At 68.1% G+C, this 17,148-nt stretch carries 16 protein-coding genes; 12 read left to right on the plus strand and 4 right to left on the minus strand.

Annotated elements, in window-relative coordinates:
• Positions 1-4 precede the first annotated feature (4 nt).
• The gene (locus tag FB560_RS08500) at positions 5-691 is read right to left on the minus strand and encodes a carboxylesterase family protein (protein WP_141871961.1); all 687 of its coding nucleotides are present in this window, start codon (positions 689-691) and stop codon (positions 5-7) included.
• Between the two features lie 87 nt (positions 692-778).
• Here FB560_RS08500 and FB560_RS08505 point away from each other — a divergent pair, with 87 nt between their 5' ends.
• The 8 genes from FB560_RS08505 to FB560_RS08540 all read left to right on the plus strand — a co-directional run bounded on the left by FB560_RS08505 (position 779) and on the right by FB560_RS08540 (position 9,396).
• Positions 779-1,540 carry a YebC/PmpR family DNA-binding transcriptional regulator gene (locus FB560_RS08505; RefSeq protein ID WP_141873179.1) on the plus strand — a complete coding sequence of 254 codons (762 nt, stop codon included), beginning with the start codon at positions 779-781 and terminating at the stop codon, positions 1,538-1,540.
• A gap of 45 nt (positions 1,541-1,585) precedes the next feature.
• Positions 1,586-2,167 carry a crossover junction endodeoxyribonuclease RuvC gene (ruvC, locus tag FB560_RS08510; RefSeq protein ID WP_141871962.1) on the plus strand — a complete coding sequence of 194 codons (582 nt, stop codon included), beginning with the start codon at positions 1,586-1,588 and terminating at the stop codon, positions 2,165-2,167.
• A 9-nt stretch (positions 2,168-2,176) separates the two neighbouring features.
• Positions 2,177-2,797 (plus strand): Holliday junction branch migration protein RuvA, encoded by a 621-nt coding sequence (gene ruvA, locus FB560_RS08515; RefSeq protein WP_141871963.1) that lies wholly within the window; start codon positions 2,177-2,179, stop codon positions 2,795-2,797.
• Positions 2,790-3,815: a Holliday junction branch migration DNA helicase RuvB gene (gene ruvB, locus FB560_RS08520; RefSeq protein ID WP_141871964.1), complete on the plus strand. Its 1,026-nt coding sequence runs from the start codon at positions 2,790-2,792 to the stop codon at positions 3,813-3,815. The genes ruvA and ruvB overlap by 8 nt, the downstream gene beginning before the upstream one ends.
• 72 nt (positions 3,816-3,887) lie before the next feature.
• Entirely contained in the window at positions 3,888-4,283 is a 396-nt protein-coding gene (locus tag FB560_RS08525; protein ID WP_407662551.1) for a preprotein translocase subunit YajC, read from the plus strand.
• 56 nt (positions 4,284-4,339) lie between these two features.
• On the plus strand, positions 4,340-6,088 hold the full coding sequence (gene secD / locus FB560_RS08530) for a protein translocase subunit SecD (RefSeq protein WP_141871965.1): 1,749 nt from the start codon (positions 4,340-4,342) through the stop codon (positions 6,086-6,088).
• Positions 6,088-7,077, plus strand: coding sequence for a protein translocase subunit SecF (gene secF, locus FB560_RS08535; RefSeq protein ID WP_141871966.1), 990 nt, complete (start codon positions 6,088-6,090; stop codon positions 7,075-7,077). Before secD ends, secF begins: the two co-directional genes overlap by 1 nt.
• A gap of 66 nt (positions 7,078-7,143) precedes the next feature.
• Complete coding sequence (locus FB560_RS08540; RefSeq protein ID WP_141871967.1) at positions 7,144-9,396, plus strand: RelA/SpoT family protein; 2,253 nt, start codon at positions 7,144-7,146, stop codon at positions 9,394-9,396.
• On the opposite strand, the gene FB560_RS08545 is transcribed toward FB560_RS08540, so the two are convergent.
• Together FB560_RS08545 and FB560_RS08550 are read right to left on the minus strand one after the other, a co-directional pair.
• Positions 9,383-9,934 carry a hypothetical protein gene (locus FB560_RS08545; protein WP_141871968.1) on the minus strand — a complete coding sequence of 184 codons (552 nt, stop codon included), beginning with the start codon at positions 9,932-9,934 and terminating at the stop codon, positions 9,383-9,385. The genes FB560_RS08540 and FB560_RS08545 overlap by 14 nt on opposite strands.
• 63 nt (positions 9,935-9,997) lie before the next feature.
• The gene (locus FB560_RS08550; protein ID WP_141871969.1) at positions 9,998-11,350 is read right to left on the minus strand and encodes a DUF349 domain-containing protein; all 1,353 of its coding nucleotides are present in this window, start codon (positions 11,348-11,350) and stop codon (positions 9,998-10,000) included.
• A 215-nt stretch (positions 11,351-11,565) separates the two neighbouring features.
• On the opposite strand from FB560_RS08550, the gene FB560_RS08555 reads away from it, so the two are divergent.
• A complete protein-coding gene (locus FB560_RS08555; protein WP_188895180.1) occupies positions 11,566-13,362 on the plus strand; it encodes an FAD-dependent oxidoreductase in 1,797 nt (598 codons plus the stop codon).
• On the plus strand, positions 13,359-14,486 hold the full coding sequence (locus FB560_RS08560) for a uroporphyrinogen-III synthase (protein ID WP_141871970.1): 1,128 nt from the start codon (positions 13,359-13,361) through the stop codon (positions 14,484-14,486). Before FB560_RS08555 ends, FB560_RS08560 begins: the two co-directional genes overlap by 4 nt.
• 40 nt (positions 14,487-14,526) lie before the next feature.
• Here the strand turns inward: FB560_RS08560 and FB560_RS08565 are convergent, their stop codons facing one another.
• A complete protein-coding gene (locus FB560_RS08565) occupies positions 14,527-14,823 on the minus strand; it encodes a hypothetical protein (protein ID WP_141871971.1) in 297 nt (98 codons plus the stop codon).
• An 87-nt stretch (positions 14,824-14,910) separates the two neighbouring features.
• Between FB560_RS08565 and FB560_RS08570 the strand changes: the two genes are divergently transcribed.
• Both FB560_RS08570 and rpsD read left to right on the plus strand, forming a co-directional pair.
• Complete coding sequence (locus FB560_RS08570; RefSeq protein WP_141871972.1) at positions 14,911-16,278, plus strand: replication-associated recombination protein A; 1,368 nt, start codon at positions 14,911-14,913, stop codon at positions 16,276-16,278.
• Between the two features lie 171 nt (positions 16,279-16,449).
• Complete coding sequence (gene rpsD, locus FB560_RS08575) at positions 16,450-17,079, plus strand: 30S ribosomal protein S4 (protein WP_141871973.1); 630 nt, start codon at positions 16,450-16,452, stop codon at positions 17,077-17,079.
• Positions 17,080-17,148 lie beyond the last annotated feature (69 nt).

Consider the following 17,148-nt stretch of genomic DNA (forward strand, 5'->3'; position numbering starts at 1 on the left):
GGTATCAGCGGAGACGGCGGTGGGAGAGCAGCCAGTCGTAGAACTCGGGGTTCTCGTACGTCTCGGTCCAGGAATCGTGGCCGACGCCCGCATACCGCGTGAAACGCACGTCGGTGCCGAGTGATCGGAGCTCGGTCACGATCTGCTCCGTAGCGGAGATCGGCACGACATCGTCGGCGTCGCCGTGGAACGCCCAGACGGGCACACTCTGGAGCGGCGCAGCGCTCTGCAACCACAGACCGCCGCAGATCGGCGCGATCGCGGCGAACCGATCCGGATAGCGCACCGCCATGCTCCAGGTTCCGAACCCGCCCATGCTCAGTCCGGTCAACGATATGCGTGCGTGATCGATGCGGTGCGCCGCGACGACCTCGTCCAGCAGCACGGACAGCGTCGAGAGTTCCGTGACCCACTGACTCGACTCGGAGCACTGGGGAGTGACGAGCACGAACGGGAACTCGTGGCCGGCGTCTGCGAGCTTCGGCGGGCCGTGCAGCGCAGCGAGGTCGAGGTCGGAACCGCGTTCGCCCGCACCATGCAGGAAGAGCACGAGCGGCCAGCGTCTATCCGGGTCGGCGTCGTAGTCGTCCGGCAGATGGATCAGGTACCGCAAGGTGTCGGCCGGTGTCGGTTCGTCGTCGCGGAGGTCGGATGAGCGGAGGGCCGGGGCGACGTGTCGGGAACTGCGCATGTCTCCATCCTGCGCCACTCGCGCAGTTCGTTAGACTTGACGATGCCCTGGGCCAAGCCCACGGGCGGATACGACGAGCGGAGACTTATGTCCGGGCATTCCAAGTGGGCGACCACGAAGCACAAGAAGGCCATCATCGACTCCAGGCGCGCCAAGTCCTGGGCCAAGCTCATCAAGAACATCGAGGTCGCCGCCAAGCTCGGCGGTCCCGATCTCCAGGGCAACCCGACGCTGTTCGACGCGGTGCAGAAGGCGAAGAAGACCTCTGTCCCCAAGGACAACATCGACCGCGCGGTGAAGCGTGGCGCGGGTATCGGCGGCGAAGCCGTCGAGTACCTCTCCATCATGTACGAAGGCTACGGACCCAACGGCGTGGCCCTCATGATCGAGTGTCTGACCGACAACAAGAACCGTGCGGCCGCCGAGGTACGAACGGCGCTCAGTCGCAACGGCGGCACGCTCGCCGACCCGGGCAGCGTCGCGTACAACTTCAGCCGCAAGGGCGTCATCGTCGTCGGCTCGGAGGGAACCTCCGAAGACGACGTCATGATGGCCGCACTCGAAGCGGGTGCCGAGGAGATCGAGCCGCACGCCGAGGGGTTCGAGGTCATCACGGAGGCCGCCGACCTGGTCGCGGTGCGCACTGCGCTGCAGGACGCGGGCATCGACTACGAATCCGCGGATGTCGAGTTCGTCCCGAACCTCAAGGTCGAGATCGACGCTGACACGGCCCGCAAGATCTTCCGCCTGATCGACGCACTCGAAGACAGCGAAGACGTGCAGAACGTGTTCACCAACTTCGACCTCACGGCAGAGGTGCAGGCCGAGCTGGAGAACGACGAGGCGTAGGCGCGCCGAACGGCTCGTGTCCTCCCTCCGGCCTAGCCTGGGGGAGTGACCTCCTCTCTGCGTGTCCTGGGCATCGACCCCGGCCTCACCCGCTGCGGTGTCGGCGTCGTCGACGTCGACCGCACCCGTCGCGGGACGCTGGTGCACGTGGGTGTCATCCGCTCGTCACCGGATGCCGATATCGGCGACCGTCTCGCGATCGTCGCCGCGGGTATCCGCGAGGTCATCGCGGAGCATCGTCCGGATGCGGTCGCGGTCGAGCGCGTGTTCGCACAGCAGAACACGCACACGGTCATGGGCACCGCGCAGGCGAGCGGTGTGGCACTGCTGATCGCCGCCGAGGCGGGCCTGCCCGCGGCCACGCACACGCCGAGCGAGGTCAAGGCAGCGGTCACCGGTTACGGCGCAGCCGACAAGCGACAGGTGCAGGCGATGATCGCCCGCATCCTGCGACTCGACGCGCCACCCCAGCCGGCGGATGCGGCCGACGCCCTCGCGATCGCCCTGTGCCACGCCTGGCGTCGGGGGAGTGCCGGTGCCACGGGACAGGCGGCGCTGACACCGGCGCAGCGCGCGTGGGCCGATGCGGAGCGTGTCGCTCGAACATACCTACGATCCGGGTCGTAGGCTGAGGGGATGATCTCCTCCCTGCACGGCGTCGTCCTGCACTCGACCGCCGACCAGGTCGTCATCGACGTGGGCGGTGTCGGGTTCTCCGTGGCCGTGCCCGCCGACGTTCCCCACACGGCGACCATCGGGGAGCGTCTGCTGTTGCACACGAGCCTGATCGTCCGCGAGGACGCACTCTCGCTCTACGGCTTCGCCGACCGGAGCGAGCTCGAGATCTTCGGTCTGCTGATCAGCGTCACCGGCGTGGGGCCGAAGTCCGCGCTCGGAGTCCTCTCGCACATGACGGTGGACCAGATCGCCGAAGCGGTCACAGCGGAAGACGATGCACCGTTCCGACGGGTCTCGGGTATCGGTCCGAAGACCGCGAAGCTGATCGTGCTGCAGCTGGCCGGCAAGGTGCAGCCGGTCGCCCCGAGCTCGAAGCCCGCACGCGCCGGCTCGACCGACGTGGTGACCCAGGTCGCGGCCGCGCTCGTCGGACTCGGCTGGTCCGACAAGGTCGCGACGGAGGCCGCCACGCAGACCGCCTCCGAGGCGACGGACGCCGAGCGCGGCTCGGTCGCGGCACTCCTGCGCCGCACGCTCGCGCTTCTCGGCCCCGCGCAGGGCGGCCAGACGCGTGCCTGACGCCCTCGACGCCACAGAACCGGTCGATGACACCGAGCTCGCTATCGAGGGCGCCCTGCGGCCGTCGAGCCTCGGCGAGTTCGTCGGCCAGCAGAAGGTGCGCGGGCAACTGCAGCTGCTGCTGGAGGCGGCACGCATCCAGAGCCGCCCCGCGGATCACATCCTGCTCGCAGGCCCCCCGGGGCTGGGCAAGACCACGCTGGCCATGATCGTCGCGCACGAGAGCGAACGTCCGCTGCGTCTGTCGAGCGGTCCGGCGATCCAGCACGCCGGAGACCTCGCCGCGTTGCTGTCGAGCCTGGTGCCGGGTGAGGTCCTCTTCATCGACGAGATCCACCGGATGGCCCGCTCGGCCGAGGAGATGCTGTACCTCGCGATGGAGGACTACCGCATCGACATCATGGTCGGCAAGGGCGCGGGTGCCACGAGCATCCCGTTGGAGCTGGCGCCGTTCACGCTCGTCGGAGCGACCACCCGGTCCGGGCTGCTGCCGAACCCTCTGCGCGACCGCTTCGGCTTCACCGGTCATCTCGAGTTCTACGAGGAGTTCGAGCTCGAACAGGTCATCGCGCGGTCCGCGACCGTTCTCGGAGTGGACGTGCCGACGGATGCGCTGTCGGAGATCGCCCGTCGCTCCCGCGGAACTCCGCGCATCGCGAACAGGCTGCTGCGGCGGGTGCGCGACTACGCACTGGTGCACAGCGGGGGAGCCGCCACGATCGCCGACGTGCGCGCTGCTCTCGAGCTCTATGACGTCGACCCGATCGGCCTGGACAGGCTCGACCGCGCGGTGCTGGAGGCGCTCGTGCGCCGGTTCCGCGGGGGGCCGGTCGGACTCAGCACGCTCGCCGTCGCCGTCGGTGAAGAGGGCGAGACGGTAGAGAGCGTCGTCGAGCCCTACCTCGTGCGGATCGGATTCCTCGGCCGTACACCGCGGGGTCGGGTGGCCATGCCGGAGGCGTATGCGCACCTCGGGGTGCCGCATCCCGACGGGACGCTTCGCCTTGATGACCTATAATCGCTGAAGACTTCCCGGATACCTCTGCGCGCCCAATGGCTGGAGTGCGCACCTGAGAAAGGCGCTGCACCCATGCCCATGGAATTCCTCCTCTTCGGACTTCTCGCTGTCCTCCTCGTCTTCATGATCTTCAACACGCGCAAGCGCACGAAGGCGATGAAGGCGGAGCAGGAGGAGAAGGCCACCAAGACCGTCCCCGGAGTGAAGGTGCTCCTTCAGGGCGGCATCTACGGCACGATCGTGGCGTACGACCCCGAGGACCTCGACACTCCGGCGCTCGTGGAGATCGCGCCCGGGACCATCATCGAGGTGCACAGCCAGGCGATCCTGCGCATCGTCGAGCCCAAGGACGTCGTCGTCGAAGAGGTCGTGGCCGATGACGCCGCCGTCGAGGCCGCGCCGGCCGTCGACCTCGAGACGCCGGAAGAGACGCGCGCGCGTCTCGAGCGCGACGCAGACGACAAGTAATCCTCCGCCTCCGCGCGGTACCTCGGAACTCCGGCATCTCAGAAAGCTGAACACACGTGGCTTCATCCTCTCCGGTCCGTCACGCCTGGCGGGTCCTCCTCGGCCTGCTCCTCGTGACGGGCGTGCTGTTCGGCATCAACTCACTCGGCGTCTACGTCTTCACGGACAGCAACGGCGATCCGGCCAGCTCCTGGGCGCCTGAGCTCGCGCTCGACCTCCAGGGCGGCACGCAGATCGTGCTGAGTGCGGAGACCGAGGACGGCGCTGATCCGTCTGCGGAGCAGCTCGACCAGGCCGCGGCGATCATCCGCCAGCGCGTCGACGCCTCGGGCGTCGCCGAGGCGGACATCACGACCGAGGGTGGACGCAACATCGTCGTCCAGATCCCCGGGCCGGCCGACCAGCAGACCCGCGAGCGGATCCAGTCGAGCGCTCAGCTCGAGTTCCGCGCCGTGCTGGCCACGACGGGTGCAGCCACGGAGTTCACGGGCGAAGACGGCATCGCGACGCCGTACCCGAGCCCGGACCCCACCCTCGAGTCCACGCCGACGCCGGCTCCGACCGATGGCAGCGACCTCTCCTGGGTCACCCCGAAGCTGCAGGCGGAGTTCCTCGCCTATGACTGCAGCGACCCGGCGAACGACGCATCGAACGCGCCGAAGGACCAGCCGCTGATCGCGTGCGACCCCAGCGGTCAGACGAAGTACCTGCTCGGCCCGACCGAGCTCACCGGAACGGCCATCGAGGACGCCACCAGCGGTCGCGACCCGAAGTCGGGTGCGTGGCTCGTGCAGCTGACGATGAACGGAGACGGCGCAGACGCCTTCGGCAAGGTCAGCACGCGTCTGAACCAGAACCGTATCGACGGCCTGGCACCGCGCGACCAGTTCGCGTTCGTGCTCGACGGCAGCGTCATCTCGGCGCCGCGGATGAACGGCGTGATCCTCGACGGACGCCCCAGCATCTCCGGCTCGTTCACGCAGGAGTCCGCGACGACCCTCGCCGACCAGTTGAAGTTCGGTGCGCTGCCCCTCAGCTTCACGGTGCAGAGCTCCGACACCATCTCGGCGACGCTGGGAACCCAGCAGCTGCAGATCGGCCTGATCGCCGGCCTGATCGGCCTCGCGCTGGTCGCCATCTACTCGCTGATCGTCTATCGAGCGCTCGGATCGGTGATCATCGCGTCGATCGCGGTGATGGCGATCCTGACCTACATCATCATCTGCATCCTGGCGTGGAGGATCGGCTTCCGCCTCTCGCTCGCGGGTGTGGCAGGCCTCATCGTGTCGATCGGATTCACGGCGGACTCGTTCATCGTGTACTTCGAACGAATACGAGACGAGTTGCGCGACGGCAAGTCGATCACGGCGGCGGTCGAGGACGGCTGGGGTCGCGCGAAGCGCACGATCTACATCTCCAAGTCGATCAACATCCTCGCCGCGCTCGTCCTCTACATCCTGGCCGACGCCACGGTGAAGGGCTTCGCGTTCACGCTCGGTCTGACGACCCTGATCGACGTGTTCATCTTCGTGATCTTCACGCACCCTGTCATGCAGCTGTTGGCCCGCACACGGTTCTTCGGCGGCGGCCACAAGCTGTCCGGGCTCGATCCCGAGGCGCTGGGTGCGGTCTACCGCAGCCGGTCCGCCTATCGCGAGGTCGCGACCGCCACGGTGGGCCGGGGAGCGAAGAACGCCCGTTCGCGAGGCGAGGCCGATCGTCGACAGACCATCGCCGAGCGCAAGCGCGCGGAGGCACTCTCGAAAGACAGATCGACCACAGCCGGAAGTGAGGGAGACGCCTGATGCCTTCCATGAATGAGTTCGGCAACAACCTCTACAGCGGGAAGACCTCGTTCCCGTTCGTCGGCAAGCGCCGTCTGTGGTTCATCATCGCGATCATCCTCGTGGTCGGCTCCGCCCTCGTGCCGCTGATCCGTCCGATCCAGTTCTCGATCGAGTTCACCGGCGGATCGCAGTTCACGGTGCAGGCACCGGACAGCCGCGACCAGGACACCGCGTCCGAAGCCGTGCGGTCGGTCGTGCCCGGCGCGGCGACCAAGGTCGTCATCGTCAGCGACAAGGACGTACGTGTCCAGACGGACCAGATGAGCGCGGCCGAGACGCAGCAGGTGGCGGACGCCCTCGCCAAGGCCTACGACGTCGAGCCCGACGCCGTCACCTCATCGTTCATCGGCCCGGCCTGGGGTGAGAATGTCACGCGCCAGTCCTTGTGGGGACTCGCGATCTTCCTCGCGCTGACCTTCCTCATCCTGGCGATCTACTTCCGCACCTGGAAGATGTCGGCTGCCGCGATCATCGGCCTTCTCGACGTGCTCGTGATCACGGTCGGCGTCTACGCGCTGGCCGGCTTCGAGATCTCGCCGGCGGCGGTCATCGGCTTCCTGACGATCCTCGCGTACTCGCTCTACGACACAACGGTCGTGTTCGACAAGATCCGAGAGAACACCTCGGAGGACGGGGAGAAATCCGCGCGCCTCTTCGGCGAATCGGTCAACCTCGCGGTCAACCAGACGCTCATCCGCTCGATCAACACCTCTGTCGTCGCGGCGCTCCCCGTGGGTGCGGTCCTCTTCATCGGTGCCTTCTGGCTCGGTGCCGAGTCGCTCACCGACATCTCGCTGTCGATCTTCGTCGGCATCCTGGTCGCCACCTACTCGACGCTGTTCGTCGCCGCGCCGCTGTACTCGCTCTTCCGCGAGAACGAGCCGCAGCTCAAGGAGCGCGATGCCCGTATCCGCGAGGCACGCAGCAAGGCGACCGTCGAGGCGTGAGACCTCCGCCTGCGGGGCCGATGCCCCGCAGGCACGCGTAAGATGATGTAGTTCGGAGGTGAGTGGATGGCGGATACGCAGTCGTCTTCGCAGGGGTCCAGCCTGCGACGTCTGGTTCCCCGCATCTTCTCGCGCGCGTCCCGGGTCAACGACCTCGACAACCTGATCCGCACGGTTCGCGCAAATCATCCACGTGGCGACTTCTCCGTCATCGAGCGCGCGTACGCCGTGGCCAAGGAGAAGCACGCCGGCCAGCAGCGTCAGAGCGGCGAGCCCTACATCACCCACCCGCTCGCGGTGGCGCAGATCCTCGCCGAGATGGGGCTCGGACCCCGCGCGATCGCTGCCGCACTGCTCCACGACACAGTCGAGGACACCGGTTACGCCCTCACGGATCTGACGGCTGAGTTCGGCGACGAGGTCGCGATGCTGGTGGACGGCGTCACGAAGCTCGACAAGGTCAAGTACGGCGAGAGCGCGCAGGCCGAGACCGTCCGCAAGATGATCGTCGCGATGTCCAAGGACATCCGGGTGCTGCTGATCAAGCTCGCCGACCGGCTGCACAACGCCCGTACCTGGGGCTTCGTCCCGCCCGAGAAGGCGGCGAAGAAGGCCAAGGAGACGCTCGAGATCTACGCGCCTCTGGCGAATCGACTCGGCATCCAGGCGATCAAGTCCGAGCTCGAGGACCTCTCCTTCGCGGTGCTGCACCCGAAGATCTACAACGAGATCCACAGCCTCATCGCCCAGCGCACGCCGCAGCGCGAGAAGTACCTGAACCAGGTCGTCGAGGAGATCGACGAGGACCTCCGCGATCTCCGTATCCGGGGCAAGGTCGTCGGGCGCCCGAAGCAGCTGTACTCGGTCTACCAGAAGATGGTCATCCGCGGCCGCGAGTTCGACGACATCTACGACCTCATCGGCATCCGGGTGCTGGTCGCCTCCGTCCGCGATTGCTATGCGGTGCTCGGCGCGATCCACGCACGGTGGACTCCGCTGCCCGGTCGCTTCAAGGACTACATCGCCACCCCGAAGTTCAATCTCTATCAGTCGCTGCACACCACGGTCATCGGGCCGGCGGGGCGCACGGTCGAGATCCAGATCCGCACGCACGAGATGCACCAGCAGGCGGAGTACGGCGTCGCTGCGCACTGGATGTACAAGGAGCGGATGAACGGGGGCGGCAAGACGGAGCTGCGCGCGTCCGACAACGACATGGCGTGGTTGGCGCACATCTCCGACTGGCAGGCCGAGACAGCCGATCCCGGAGAGTTCCTGGATTCGCTCCGCTTCGAGATCGGCGCGAAAGAGGTCTACGTCTTCACGCCCAAGGGGCGCGTGATCGGTCTTCCGAACGGTGCGACTCCGGTCGACTTCGCGTATGCGGTGCATACCGAGATCGGCCATCGCACGATGGGCGCGAAGGTCAACGGACGACTCGTGCCGTTGGAGTCGCAGCTCAAGAGCGGCGACGTGGTCGAGGTCTTCACCTCGAAGAACCCGGACGCCGGTCCGAGCCAGGACTGGTTGGGCTTCGTCGCCAGCACGCGAGCACGCAACAAGATCCGCGGATGGTTCACCAAAGAACGTCGTGAAGAGGCGATCGAGCAGGGCAAGGAAGCCATCGCCCGAGCGATGCGTCGACAGAACCTGCCGCTGCAGAAGCTGATGAGCCAGGACTCGTTCGCCGAGGTCGCGCAGCAGCTCCGTTACGAGGACGTCTCCGCGCTCTATGCGGCGGTCGGCGAGGGGCACGTCTCCACGCAGTCGGTGCTCGAGAAGGTCACCGCACTCATCGCGGCCAACGACCCCACGACCGGTGCCATCGATCTGCCCGGCAGCGTCCCCACCCGGGAACCGCGTTCCGGGGATTCGGGCGTGCTGGTGCGCGGGGCGTCGGACATCCTCGTGAAGCTCGCGAAGTGCTGTACCCCGGTGCCCGGTGATGCGATCGTCGGCTTCGTGACGCGGGGGAGCGGCGTCTCGGTGCATCGCTCCGATTGTGTCAACGTCAAGGCGCTCAGCGCCGAACAGGACCGCTTCGTCGAGGTGTCGTGGGCTCCGACGACCAAGAGCGTGTTCCGGGTGCAGATCCAGGTCGAGGCGCTGGATCGTTCCGGTCTGCTCTCCGATGTCACGCGCGTGCTCAGCGAGCATCACGTGAACATCCTCTCCGCGACGGTCAACACGAATGACGAACGGCTCGCGCTGAGCCGCTTCGTGTTCGAGATGGGCGACGCCGTGCATCTGGATCGGGTGCTCAACGCGGTGCGCCGGATCGACGCGGTCTACGACGTGTACCGCGTCACCACGTCCTGAGAGCGAGCCGCTCCAACACGGCGCGCCCGATACGGCTGCCGGGCACCCGGTTCCACTGCTGCATGCATGCGATGCTCTCCCCGACGAGGACCGCGTCGACACGGGCGAGATGTTCGATCCAGGCGATCAGTCGGGCATCCCGATGAACGCCGGTCGCGAGGTCGAGCATGGTGCGCAGCGGCGTCGAGACGTCGATTCCGCCGATGCTCTCGACCTCGGACGGGGACAACGCCCCGTCATGGAAGATCATGCGGCCGCTGAGCTGCGGCCGCACCCGCCGCGGGACCGACCGGCGGATGTGATGCACGGCTGGCGGCGCGTCTCCCGCGCCGTGGATCCACGCGGCGGTCGGACCGGCAGCCGCGGTTCCGGGACGTACGAGGTCCGCGATCGAGCTGGCGCGCACGTCCGCGCTCTCGATGAGGTCTGCCGGGATATAGGCATCGCCGATCTCCACGACATCTCCGTCGAGCCGTGCGGCGCTCAGCTCGGCGAGAGTCAGCCGTCGGCCGGGGACATAAAGAAGCGCGGGGTGCATCACGCCAGTGTGGCGTAGTGCACCCCGCGCTCGGGATCTGTCGTGCGACCTGTGGAGAGCTGCTCAGCCGCCGAGGGCGTTGAGCCAGGTGCGGCGTGCCTCGAGGGCGTCCGCAGCGGTCTTCGCGGCCTTCTTGTCGCCGGCCTTCTCGGCGGCGGCGAGCTCAGACTCGAGCTTCTCGATGGCCTCGAGCAGCTGCGAGCTCATATCGTTGGCGCGCGCCTTGGTCTCGGGGTTGTTCTTCTTCCAGTCGACCTCTTCGCGTGCCTTCAGTGCGTTCTCGATGACACGCAGACGGTCGTCGAGGGCGCGCTCCTTCTCACGCGGGAAGATCCGACCCTGCTCGTCCCACTGTCGCTGGATGTTGGTGAGCAGCGAGCGAGCGCGTTTGATGTTGGGCTCGTCTGCGACGGCCTTGGCCTCTTCGAGAAGGGCTTGACGCGCCTCGATCTTGGGAGCCGATTCGGCCTCCTCCGCGGCGGACTGCTCGGCGCGTGCCGCGTACAGCGCGTCACCCGCCGCCTTGAACCGGGCCCACAGTGCGTCGTCCGCCTTGCGGCCTGCGCGCCCTGCGGCCTTCCACTCGTCGAGGAGGTTGCGGTAGGCGGGGATCCCGTCGGTGCCGCGGGGGGCGAGAGCCTCGGCGCGCTCCACGAGACGCGTCTTGGCGTCGCGGGCGGACTTGTGGGTGTCGTCGAGCTCGGAGTAGAAGGCACGGCGGTGCTTGTCGACCACGGCGCGCGCATCGCGGAACCGCTTCCAGAGCTGCTGCGAGATGCCCTTCGACAGGCGCGGGCCGTTCTGCTGCTGGGCCTGCCAGGCGTCGAACAGCTCGCCCAGCTCAGCGGTGACCTGCTTCCACTGCACCTTGCTCAGGTCGCGCGCGGCGATGGCCTCTGCACGCTCCACGAGCACCGTGCGCTCGGCGATGGCCTTGTCGACCAGTTCCTTCGCCTGCTGCGCTTCCTGTGCCGTGGCCTCCGACAGTGAGGACGTGAGGGCGTTCAGTCGGTCGCGGAGCCCGGCGAGGTCGCCGACCGCTGCCGCATCCGTCGCCTCATCGAGGACGTGACCGGCCTGCTTGACCAGGTCGCTTGCCGCGGCGCCGCCGGCCTGATGACGCTGCTCGAGAGCATGCACCTTGAAGGCGATGTCGTCGAACTTGCGCACGAAGTAGGCGAGGGCCTCGTCGGGAGTGCCGTCGGGGTACTGACCGACGACGCGCCAGGCGTCGCCTTCGCGGACCTCGACCGTGCCGTCATCGGCGACGCGGCCCCATTCGGCGGCGTCGGACTTCGTCGGTGCCGCTGCGGCGGCGGGTGCGACGGCGGCAGGGTTGGGAACCTTGCGTGGCAGCGGCACAGCCGGGGGAGCGGGAACGGGCGGAGTCGGCTTCGAGGGTTCGGTGGCAGACACAGTGATTCTCCTTGCGCGGTAGGGCCGCGGGAGGCGGAAGGGACGAGGTTCAGCCTAGTACGACCGCACCCTTCTGGTGGGGACGAGCGAATGCACATCGCCGTTATCGATCTGTGAGGAGAAAGTTCGACGGTGGAAACACGCAACGTGGTGTTCGGGTAACACAGTGCTCCTATCGTCGCCAGCACGCTGCACTGCTGTCGACGGGAGTCTCCATGAACCATGCTCTGCCCCACGAGATCCTGGTCGTCGGTGCAGGGATGGTGGCGCACCGTCTCGTGGAGAGCCTGTTGAGCCGGAGCGGGAACGCCGTGCGAGTCACCGTCGTCGGCGATGAGGATCGCGTTCCATACGATCGTGCCCGCCTGACGAGTCTCTTCGCGGGGGCGAGCGTCGACGATCTCACCCTGGATCGCTCGATCTTCGAGGACGAACGGGTCGCACTCATCCCGGACGACCGAGTGCTGCGCATCGACCGCAAGGCGCGCACGGTGACGACGCGGTCGCGGCGTCGCCTGGAATACGACACGCTCATCCTCGCGACCGGTTCCTACGCCGCGCGAGCCTCGGCCGAGGGCGCGGACCTTCCCGGGTGCTTCGACTACCGAACGCTGGATGACGCGGAGGCGCTGGCGGAGTTCGTGCGGTGGCGGTCCGAGATGCTGGGGCGCCCGTTGCGCGGAGCTGTCATCGGTGGGGGATTGCGGGGTCTTGAGGCCGCGGGTGCGCTGCGGGACATGGACGTCGAGACGACGGTCGCGGAGTGCGCCGACCGGCTCATGCCGGCGCAACTCGATGCTGCCGCCGGCGAGCTGCTGAAGCGCCAGTTGGGTGCCAGGGGTATCACCGTCCGCACGGATGCGTGGACCACGCGCCTCGATCCCGACGAGTCCGGCGCGGTGACCGCGTTGGAGTTCCACGACGGTTCGTTCCAGCGCGTCGACGTCGTGGTGTTCGCGGTCGGTGTGCGGCCACGCGATGAGCTCGCGCGGAACGCCGGTCTCGACGTGCATCCGCGCGGTGGTGTCATCATCGACGACCGATGCTCGACCTCCGACCCGCGCATCCTGGCCATCGGCGAGGTGGCGAACCACCGCGGACGAGGCGCAGGACTGGTGGCGCCGGGATACGCCATGGCGGAGGTCGTCGCCACCCGGCTCCTCGGCGGCGATGCCCTCTTCACCGGATACGTCGATTCGACGACGCTCACCCTCCCCGGAATCGAGGTCGCGAGCTTCGGCGACGCGATGGCGCACACCCCGCACGCCCTCGAGGTGGTCTCCGCCGCCCCTGAGGCAGGGGTCTACAGGAAGCTCGTGCTGTCCGATGATGCGCGGATCCTGCTCGGAGGCATCCTGATCGGCGACGTCTCGTCGTATGCGGCGCTGCGGCCGCTGGTCGGTGCGCCGTTGCGTGCCGATCCCTCGACATACGTGCAGCCCGGTGCGAGCAACGATGCGCTGTCAGCTCCTCTCTGCCGGCACTTCGAGATGTCGCGTGCCCGCCTCCTCGATGCCGCGCGTCGTGACGGGCTGACGACCTTCAGCGCGATCATCGATCGTCTCGGCGGCGGACGAGGCTGCAACACCTGCAAGACGGCGATCGCCGGCATCCTCTCAGAACTCGCCGATTCTCCGCGGCTCGACCGTGACGACACCGCGCCCAGCCTCTCGAGCGCCCTCGTGTTCCCGGATGGTGCCCCCTCCGTCGTCGCACGCATGCCACGGGGTGAGGTCACCCCGGACGGGCTCATCGTGATCGCGCAGGTGGCGAAAGAGTATGCCTTGCGCGCCAGGATCATCTCCGACCAGGGGATCGCCCTGTTCGGCGCTCGACGAGAACAGCTTCCGCCGATCCGCGCGCGGCTCGCGCAGGCGGGGTTCCTGTGGGACCACTCGCTCACGCCATCATCCGACGCGGTTCCGGAGCACGGAGTCTTCCGTTCGGCCGCGGATGAGCACGACGCGGGTTCTCCGTCGATGGCAAGGGGTGCACGGCAGGCTCGACGGTGACGCGGTCTGCCACTCAGCCCCCACTCCGAGTCGAATCCGCACTCGCCGGCTGTTCGATCGTCGTCGCCGCCGACCGTCGGTCCATCGACAGCGCGGCGGTACTGGAACGGCAGGGCGCGACCGTGCTGGCCTCACCGCCGCTCGGCGTCGCCCCTCGCGCGGACGCAACGGAGGTTCGTACCACCATCGCGGCGTTGATCGCCGCGCAGCCGGAGTTCGTGGTGGTCACGACCTGGGCTGAGTACTGGAATTGGTGGGACGACGCATACGCCGGGGGAAGAGGGGAGGAACTCGACCATGCGCTGCGCGACGCGCAGGTCGTCATCCGCGGGTCCGCAATGTCGGTCGAGTCCCCAGGCCACCAGAGCTCAGTGCTGCGGCCGGCAGAAGAGGTCGCCGCGCATGCGCTGGTGTCCGCGATGGCGGGCAGGCGTGTCGCCGTGCAACGGCAGCGCCCCGTCTCCGACGGACTCGAGGCGATCCTGATCGAGGCGGGCGCCGCCGTGGTGGGCGTTCCCGCGCGAGGGTGGGGACCGCCGCCGGATCCTGCTCGTGTGCGTCGATCGACCGTCCAGGCTGCGGCCGGTGAAGTCGATGCCGTGCTGTTCGCGTCGGCGGCCGGTTCGGCTGCCTGGCTCGCGGTCGCCGAATCGGAAGGAGCGCTCGACGCGGTCCGCCGACGGGCGTCGAACGGGAGGCTGCTCCTCGCCACTCCGACTCCGATCGTCGCCGGCCCCCTGCGTGCGGCGAGGATACCGAGCGTCGTCGCGGAATGCGGGAACCGCGCCGCGCTCGCGTGCGCCGTCATCGCACACTTCGGAGAGGGCGGGGCTCCGTCGCTCCGCACGGACGCGGGGCGGATGGAGGTGCGCAGTGGAGGTGCCGTGATCGACGAGCGGTTCATACCGTTGCCGCGGACCTCTGCCTCTCTACTGGACGCTCTGTTCCTCGCGGAGGGACGCGTGCTCTCGCGCGCGGAGATCGCACGTTCGCTGCCCGGCGCGCCGCGCAGCGGCCATGCGGTGGAGGCTGCGGTGGCACGACTGCGCGACGCGCTGCCTGTCTCCGGGGTCGTGCAGACCGTGGTGAAACGCGGTTATCGTCTCGCGGTCGCTGATCTCTGACCGGGCTGCACAGCGTGGCCTCGCGGGGCCGCACTCGGGATCACTCCGCGGGAGTCTCCGACGGTGTGGGCTCCGAGGTCGGACTGTCGCTCGGCGCGGGCGGCGCGGACGGCTCGACCGTGGGGGTGGGGGACGGTTCCGGCACGGTCACCTGCGCGTGCACCACCTGGCTCGCGATGGCGGCGACGACCAGCAGGCCGCCGACGATGCCGGCGATCGTGTTGTCGCGGATACGGCGGCGGATCTGTCCCTGGTGCCAGTCGCTCCGGGCTGCGTGCAGTCGCGCGCGCTCCGCCTGGGTGCGCTCCTGCGCGCTCTTGGAACCGCGTGCCGCCATGCCCTGCTCCCTTCGCCGACATCGGTGCTCGACGTCGCCTGAGAGCCTACCGTCGTGAACGTCGTGCCCCCGCATTAGCCTGGGAGCATGACGTCTCCTGCCGCGCTGCTCTCCGGGCAGACGCCCCTCGCCGTGCGCATGCGCCCGATCTCGCTCGCCGAGGTCGCCGGGCAGAAGCATCTCCTCCGTTCCGGTTCTCCGATCGTGGCGCTCGCCGACCCCGAGGCGGCGTCACCCGGTGCGGTGTCGATCATCCTGTGGGGCCCTCCCGGCACCGGCAAGACGACGTTGGCACAGGCGATCGCGCGTTCCTCCGGCCGCCGGTTCGTCGAGCTCTCGGCGATCACCGCCGGTGTCAAGGACGTGCGCGAGGTCATGCAGGAGGCGATCACCCAGCGCGATCTCTACGGGCAGACGACGATCCTGTTCCTCGACGAGATCCACCGCTTCACGAAAGCCCAGCAGGATGCCCTGCTCCCCGGCGTCGAGAACGGGTGGGTCATCCTCATCGCCGCGACCACCGAGAATCCGTCGTTCTCGGTCATCTCCCCGCTGCTCTCTCGTTCCCTCCTGCTCACGCTGCAGCCGCTCACCGATGACGACATCGGGCTCCTGGTGGATCGTGCCGTGAGCGATGCCCGCGGCCTCAACGGGGCCGTCACGTTGAGCGACGAGGCGCGCTCGTCGTTGATCCGTCTCGCTTCCGGTGATGCCCGTCGCGCATTGACGGGACTCGACGCCGGAGCGGCGGTCGCGCTGTCGCACGCCTCGGCCGCTGACAAGGAGGGCGACGACGAAGCCGACGAGACGTCGCACACGCCCGAGGTCTCGGCCGACGACGTCGCGCAGGCCGTCGACAAGGCGCTGCTGCGCTACGACCGCCAGGGTGACGAGCACTACGACGTCATCAGTGCGTTCATCAAGTCGATCCGCGGCTCCGACCCCGACGCCGCACTGCACTACCTGGCCCGGATGATCGAGGCGGGGGAGGACCCGCGGTTCATCGCACGCCGCCTGGTCATCTCCGCCTCGGAAGACGTGGGTCTCGCCGATCCGCAGGCCCTCACGATCGCGGTGGCCGCCGCCGACGCGGTGGCCTTCATCGGCATGCCGGAGGGACGCATCCCGCTGGCGGAGGCGACCGTGTACCTGGCGACCACGGCGAAGTCGAACGCCGCATACGTCGGGATCGACGCGGCGATCGCGGACATCCGCAAGGGCGGTTTCGGCCGTGTGCCCCTGCATCTGCGCGACGCGCACTACCCGGGCGCCAAGCGACTCGGGCACGGCCGTGGCTACGTGTATCCGCACGATGCGGAGTACGGAATCGTGCCGCAGCAGTACCTACCGGACGAGCTCGACGGACGCCGCTACTACGAGCCGAAGGCGCTCGGTTCCGAGCGTGACATCTCCGCGCGCCTGGAGCGGATCCGCCGCATCCTCGGCGATCGCTGAGCGGCGCAGGCCGATCTGTTAGACTTGACCGGCTCGAAACCGAGTTTTCGGGCATCTCCTCGTTCACACCCCACCTTTGCCAGCGCCCCGGCGTGCGCTGCTCAGGCAGAACGCGGACGATACGTCCGTGAGTCGTGAAAGACGCGACCACGTCATCGGAAGGACAGCTTCGTGACCACGAAGTCCCAGGACCGCCGCAAGGTGCGTCTGAGCCGTGCCCTTGGCATCCCGCTCACCCCGAAGGCCGCCCGCTACCTCGAGAAGCGTCCCTACGCTCCGGGTGAGCACGGCCGCACCAAGCGCAAGGCTGACAGCGACTACGCCGTCCGTCTGCGTGAGAAGCAGCGTCTGCGCGAGCAGTACGGCATCCGCGAGAAGCAGATGCGCAACACGTTCAACGAGGCTCGTCGTCAGGACGGCCTGACCGGTGAGAACCTGGTCGAGCTCCTCGAGATGCGTCTCGACGCTCTCGTCGTGCGTTCGGGCTTCGCCCGCACCACGGCTCAGGCTCGCCAGCTCGTCGTGCACCGTCACATCCTCGTCGACGGCCAGCTGGTCGACCGCCCGTCGTTCCGCGTGAAGCCGGGTCAGCTCATCCACGTCAAGGCCAAGAGCGAGGGCACCGAGCCCTTCCAGGTCGCAGCAGCCGGCGGTCACGCCGAGGTCCTGCCTCCCGTTCCCGGCTACCTCGAGGTCGAGCTCGACAAGCTCCAGGCTCGCCTGGTTCGTCGCCCGAAGCGCTCCGAGGTCCCCGTGACCTGCGAAGTGCAGCTCGTGGTCGAGTACTACGCGGCTCGCTGATCCAGCGATCGAGCAATTGGCAAGAGGCGTCGGGGGTTCCCGACGCCTCTTGTCGTTTCCGCCTACGAT

Source organism: Microbacterium saperdae (assembly GCF_006716345.1).
GTDB lineage: Bacteria > Actinomycetota > Actinomycetes > Actinomycetales > Microbacteriaceae > Microbacterium > Microbacterium saperdae.

Coding starts and splice junctions, on each gene's coding strand:
- FB560_RS08500 (WP_141871961.1), bottom strand. CDS start 691: ATGCGCAGTTCCCGACACGTCGCCCCGGCCCTCCGCTCATCCGACCTC.
- FB560_RS08505 (WP_141873179.1), top strand. CDS start 779: ATGTCCGGGCATTCCAAGTGGGCGACCACGAAGCACAAGAAGGCCATC.
- ruvA (WP_141871963.1), top strand. CDS start 2,177: ATGATCTCCTCCCTGCACGGCGTCGTCCTGCACTCGACCGCCGACCAG.
- FB560_RS08525 (WP_407662551.1), top strand. CDS start 3,888: ATGCCCATGGAATTCCTCCTCTTCGGACTTCTCGCTGTCCTCCTCGTC.
- secF (WP_141871966.1), top strand. CDS start 6,088: ATGCCTTCCATGAATGAGTTCGGCAACAACCTCTACAGCGGGAAGACC.
- FB560_RS08540 (WP_141871967.1), top strand. CDS start 7,144: ATGGCGGATACGCAGTCGTCTTCGCAGGGGTCCAGCCTGCGACGTCTG.
- FB560_RS08545 (WP_141871968.1), bottom strand. CDS start 9,934: ATGCACCCCGCGCTTCTTTATGTCCCCGGCCGACGGCTGACTCTCGCC.
- FB560_RS08555 (WP_188895180.1), top strand. CDS start 11,566: ATGAACCATGCTCTGCCCCACGAGATCCTGGTCGTCGGTGCAGGGATG.
- FB560_RS08565 (WP_141871971.1), bottom strand. CDS start 14,823: ATGGCGGCACGCGGTTCCAAGAGCGCGCAGGAGCGCACCCAGGCGGAG.
- FB560_RS08570 (WP_141871972.1), top strand. CDS start 14,911: ATGACGTCTCCTGCCGCGCTGCTCTCCGGGCAGACGCCCCTCGCCGTG.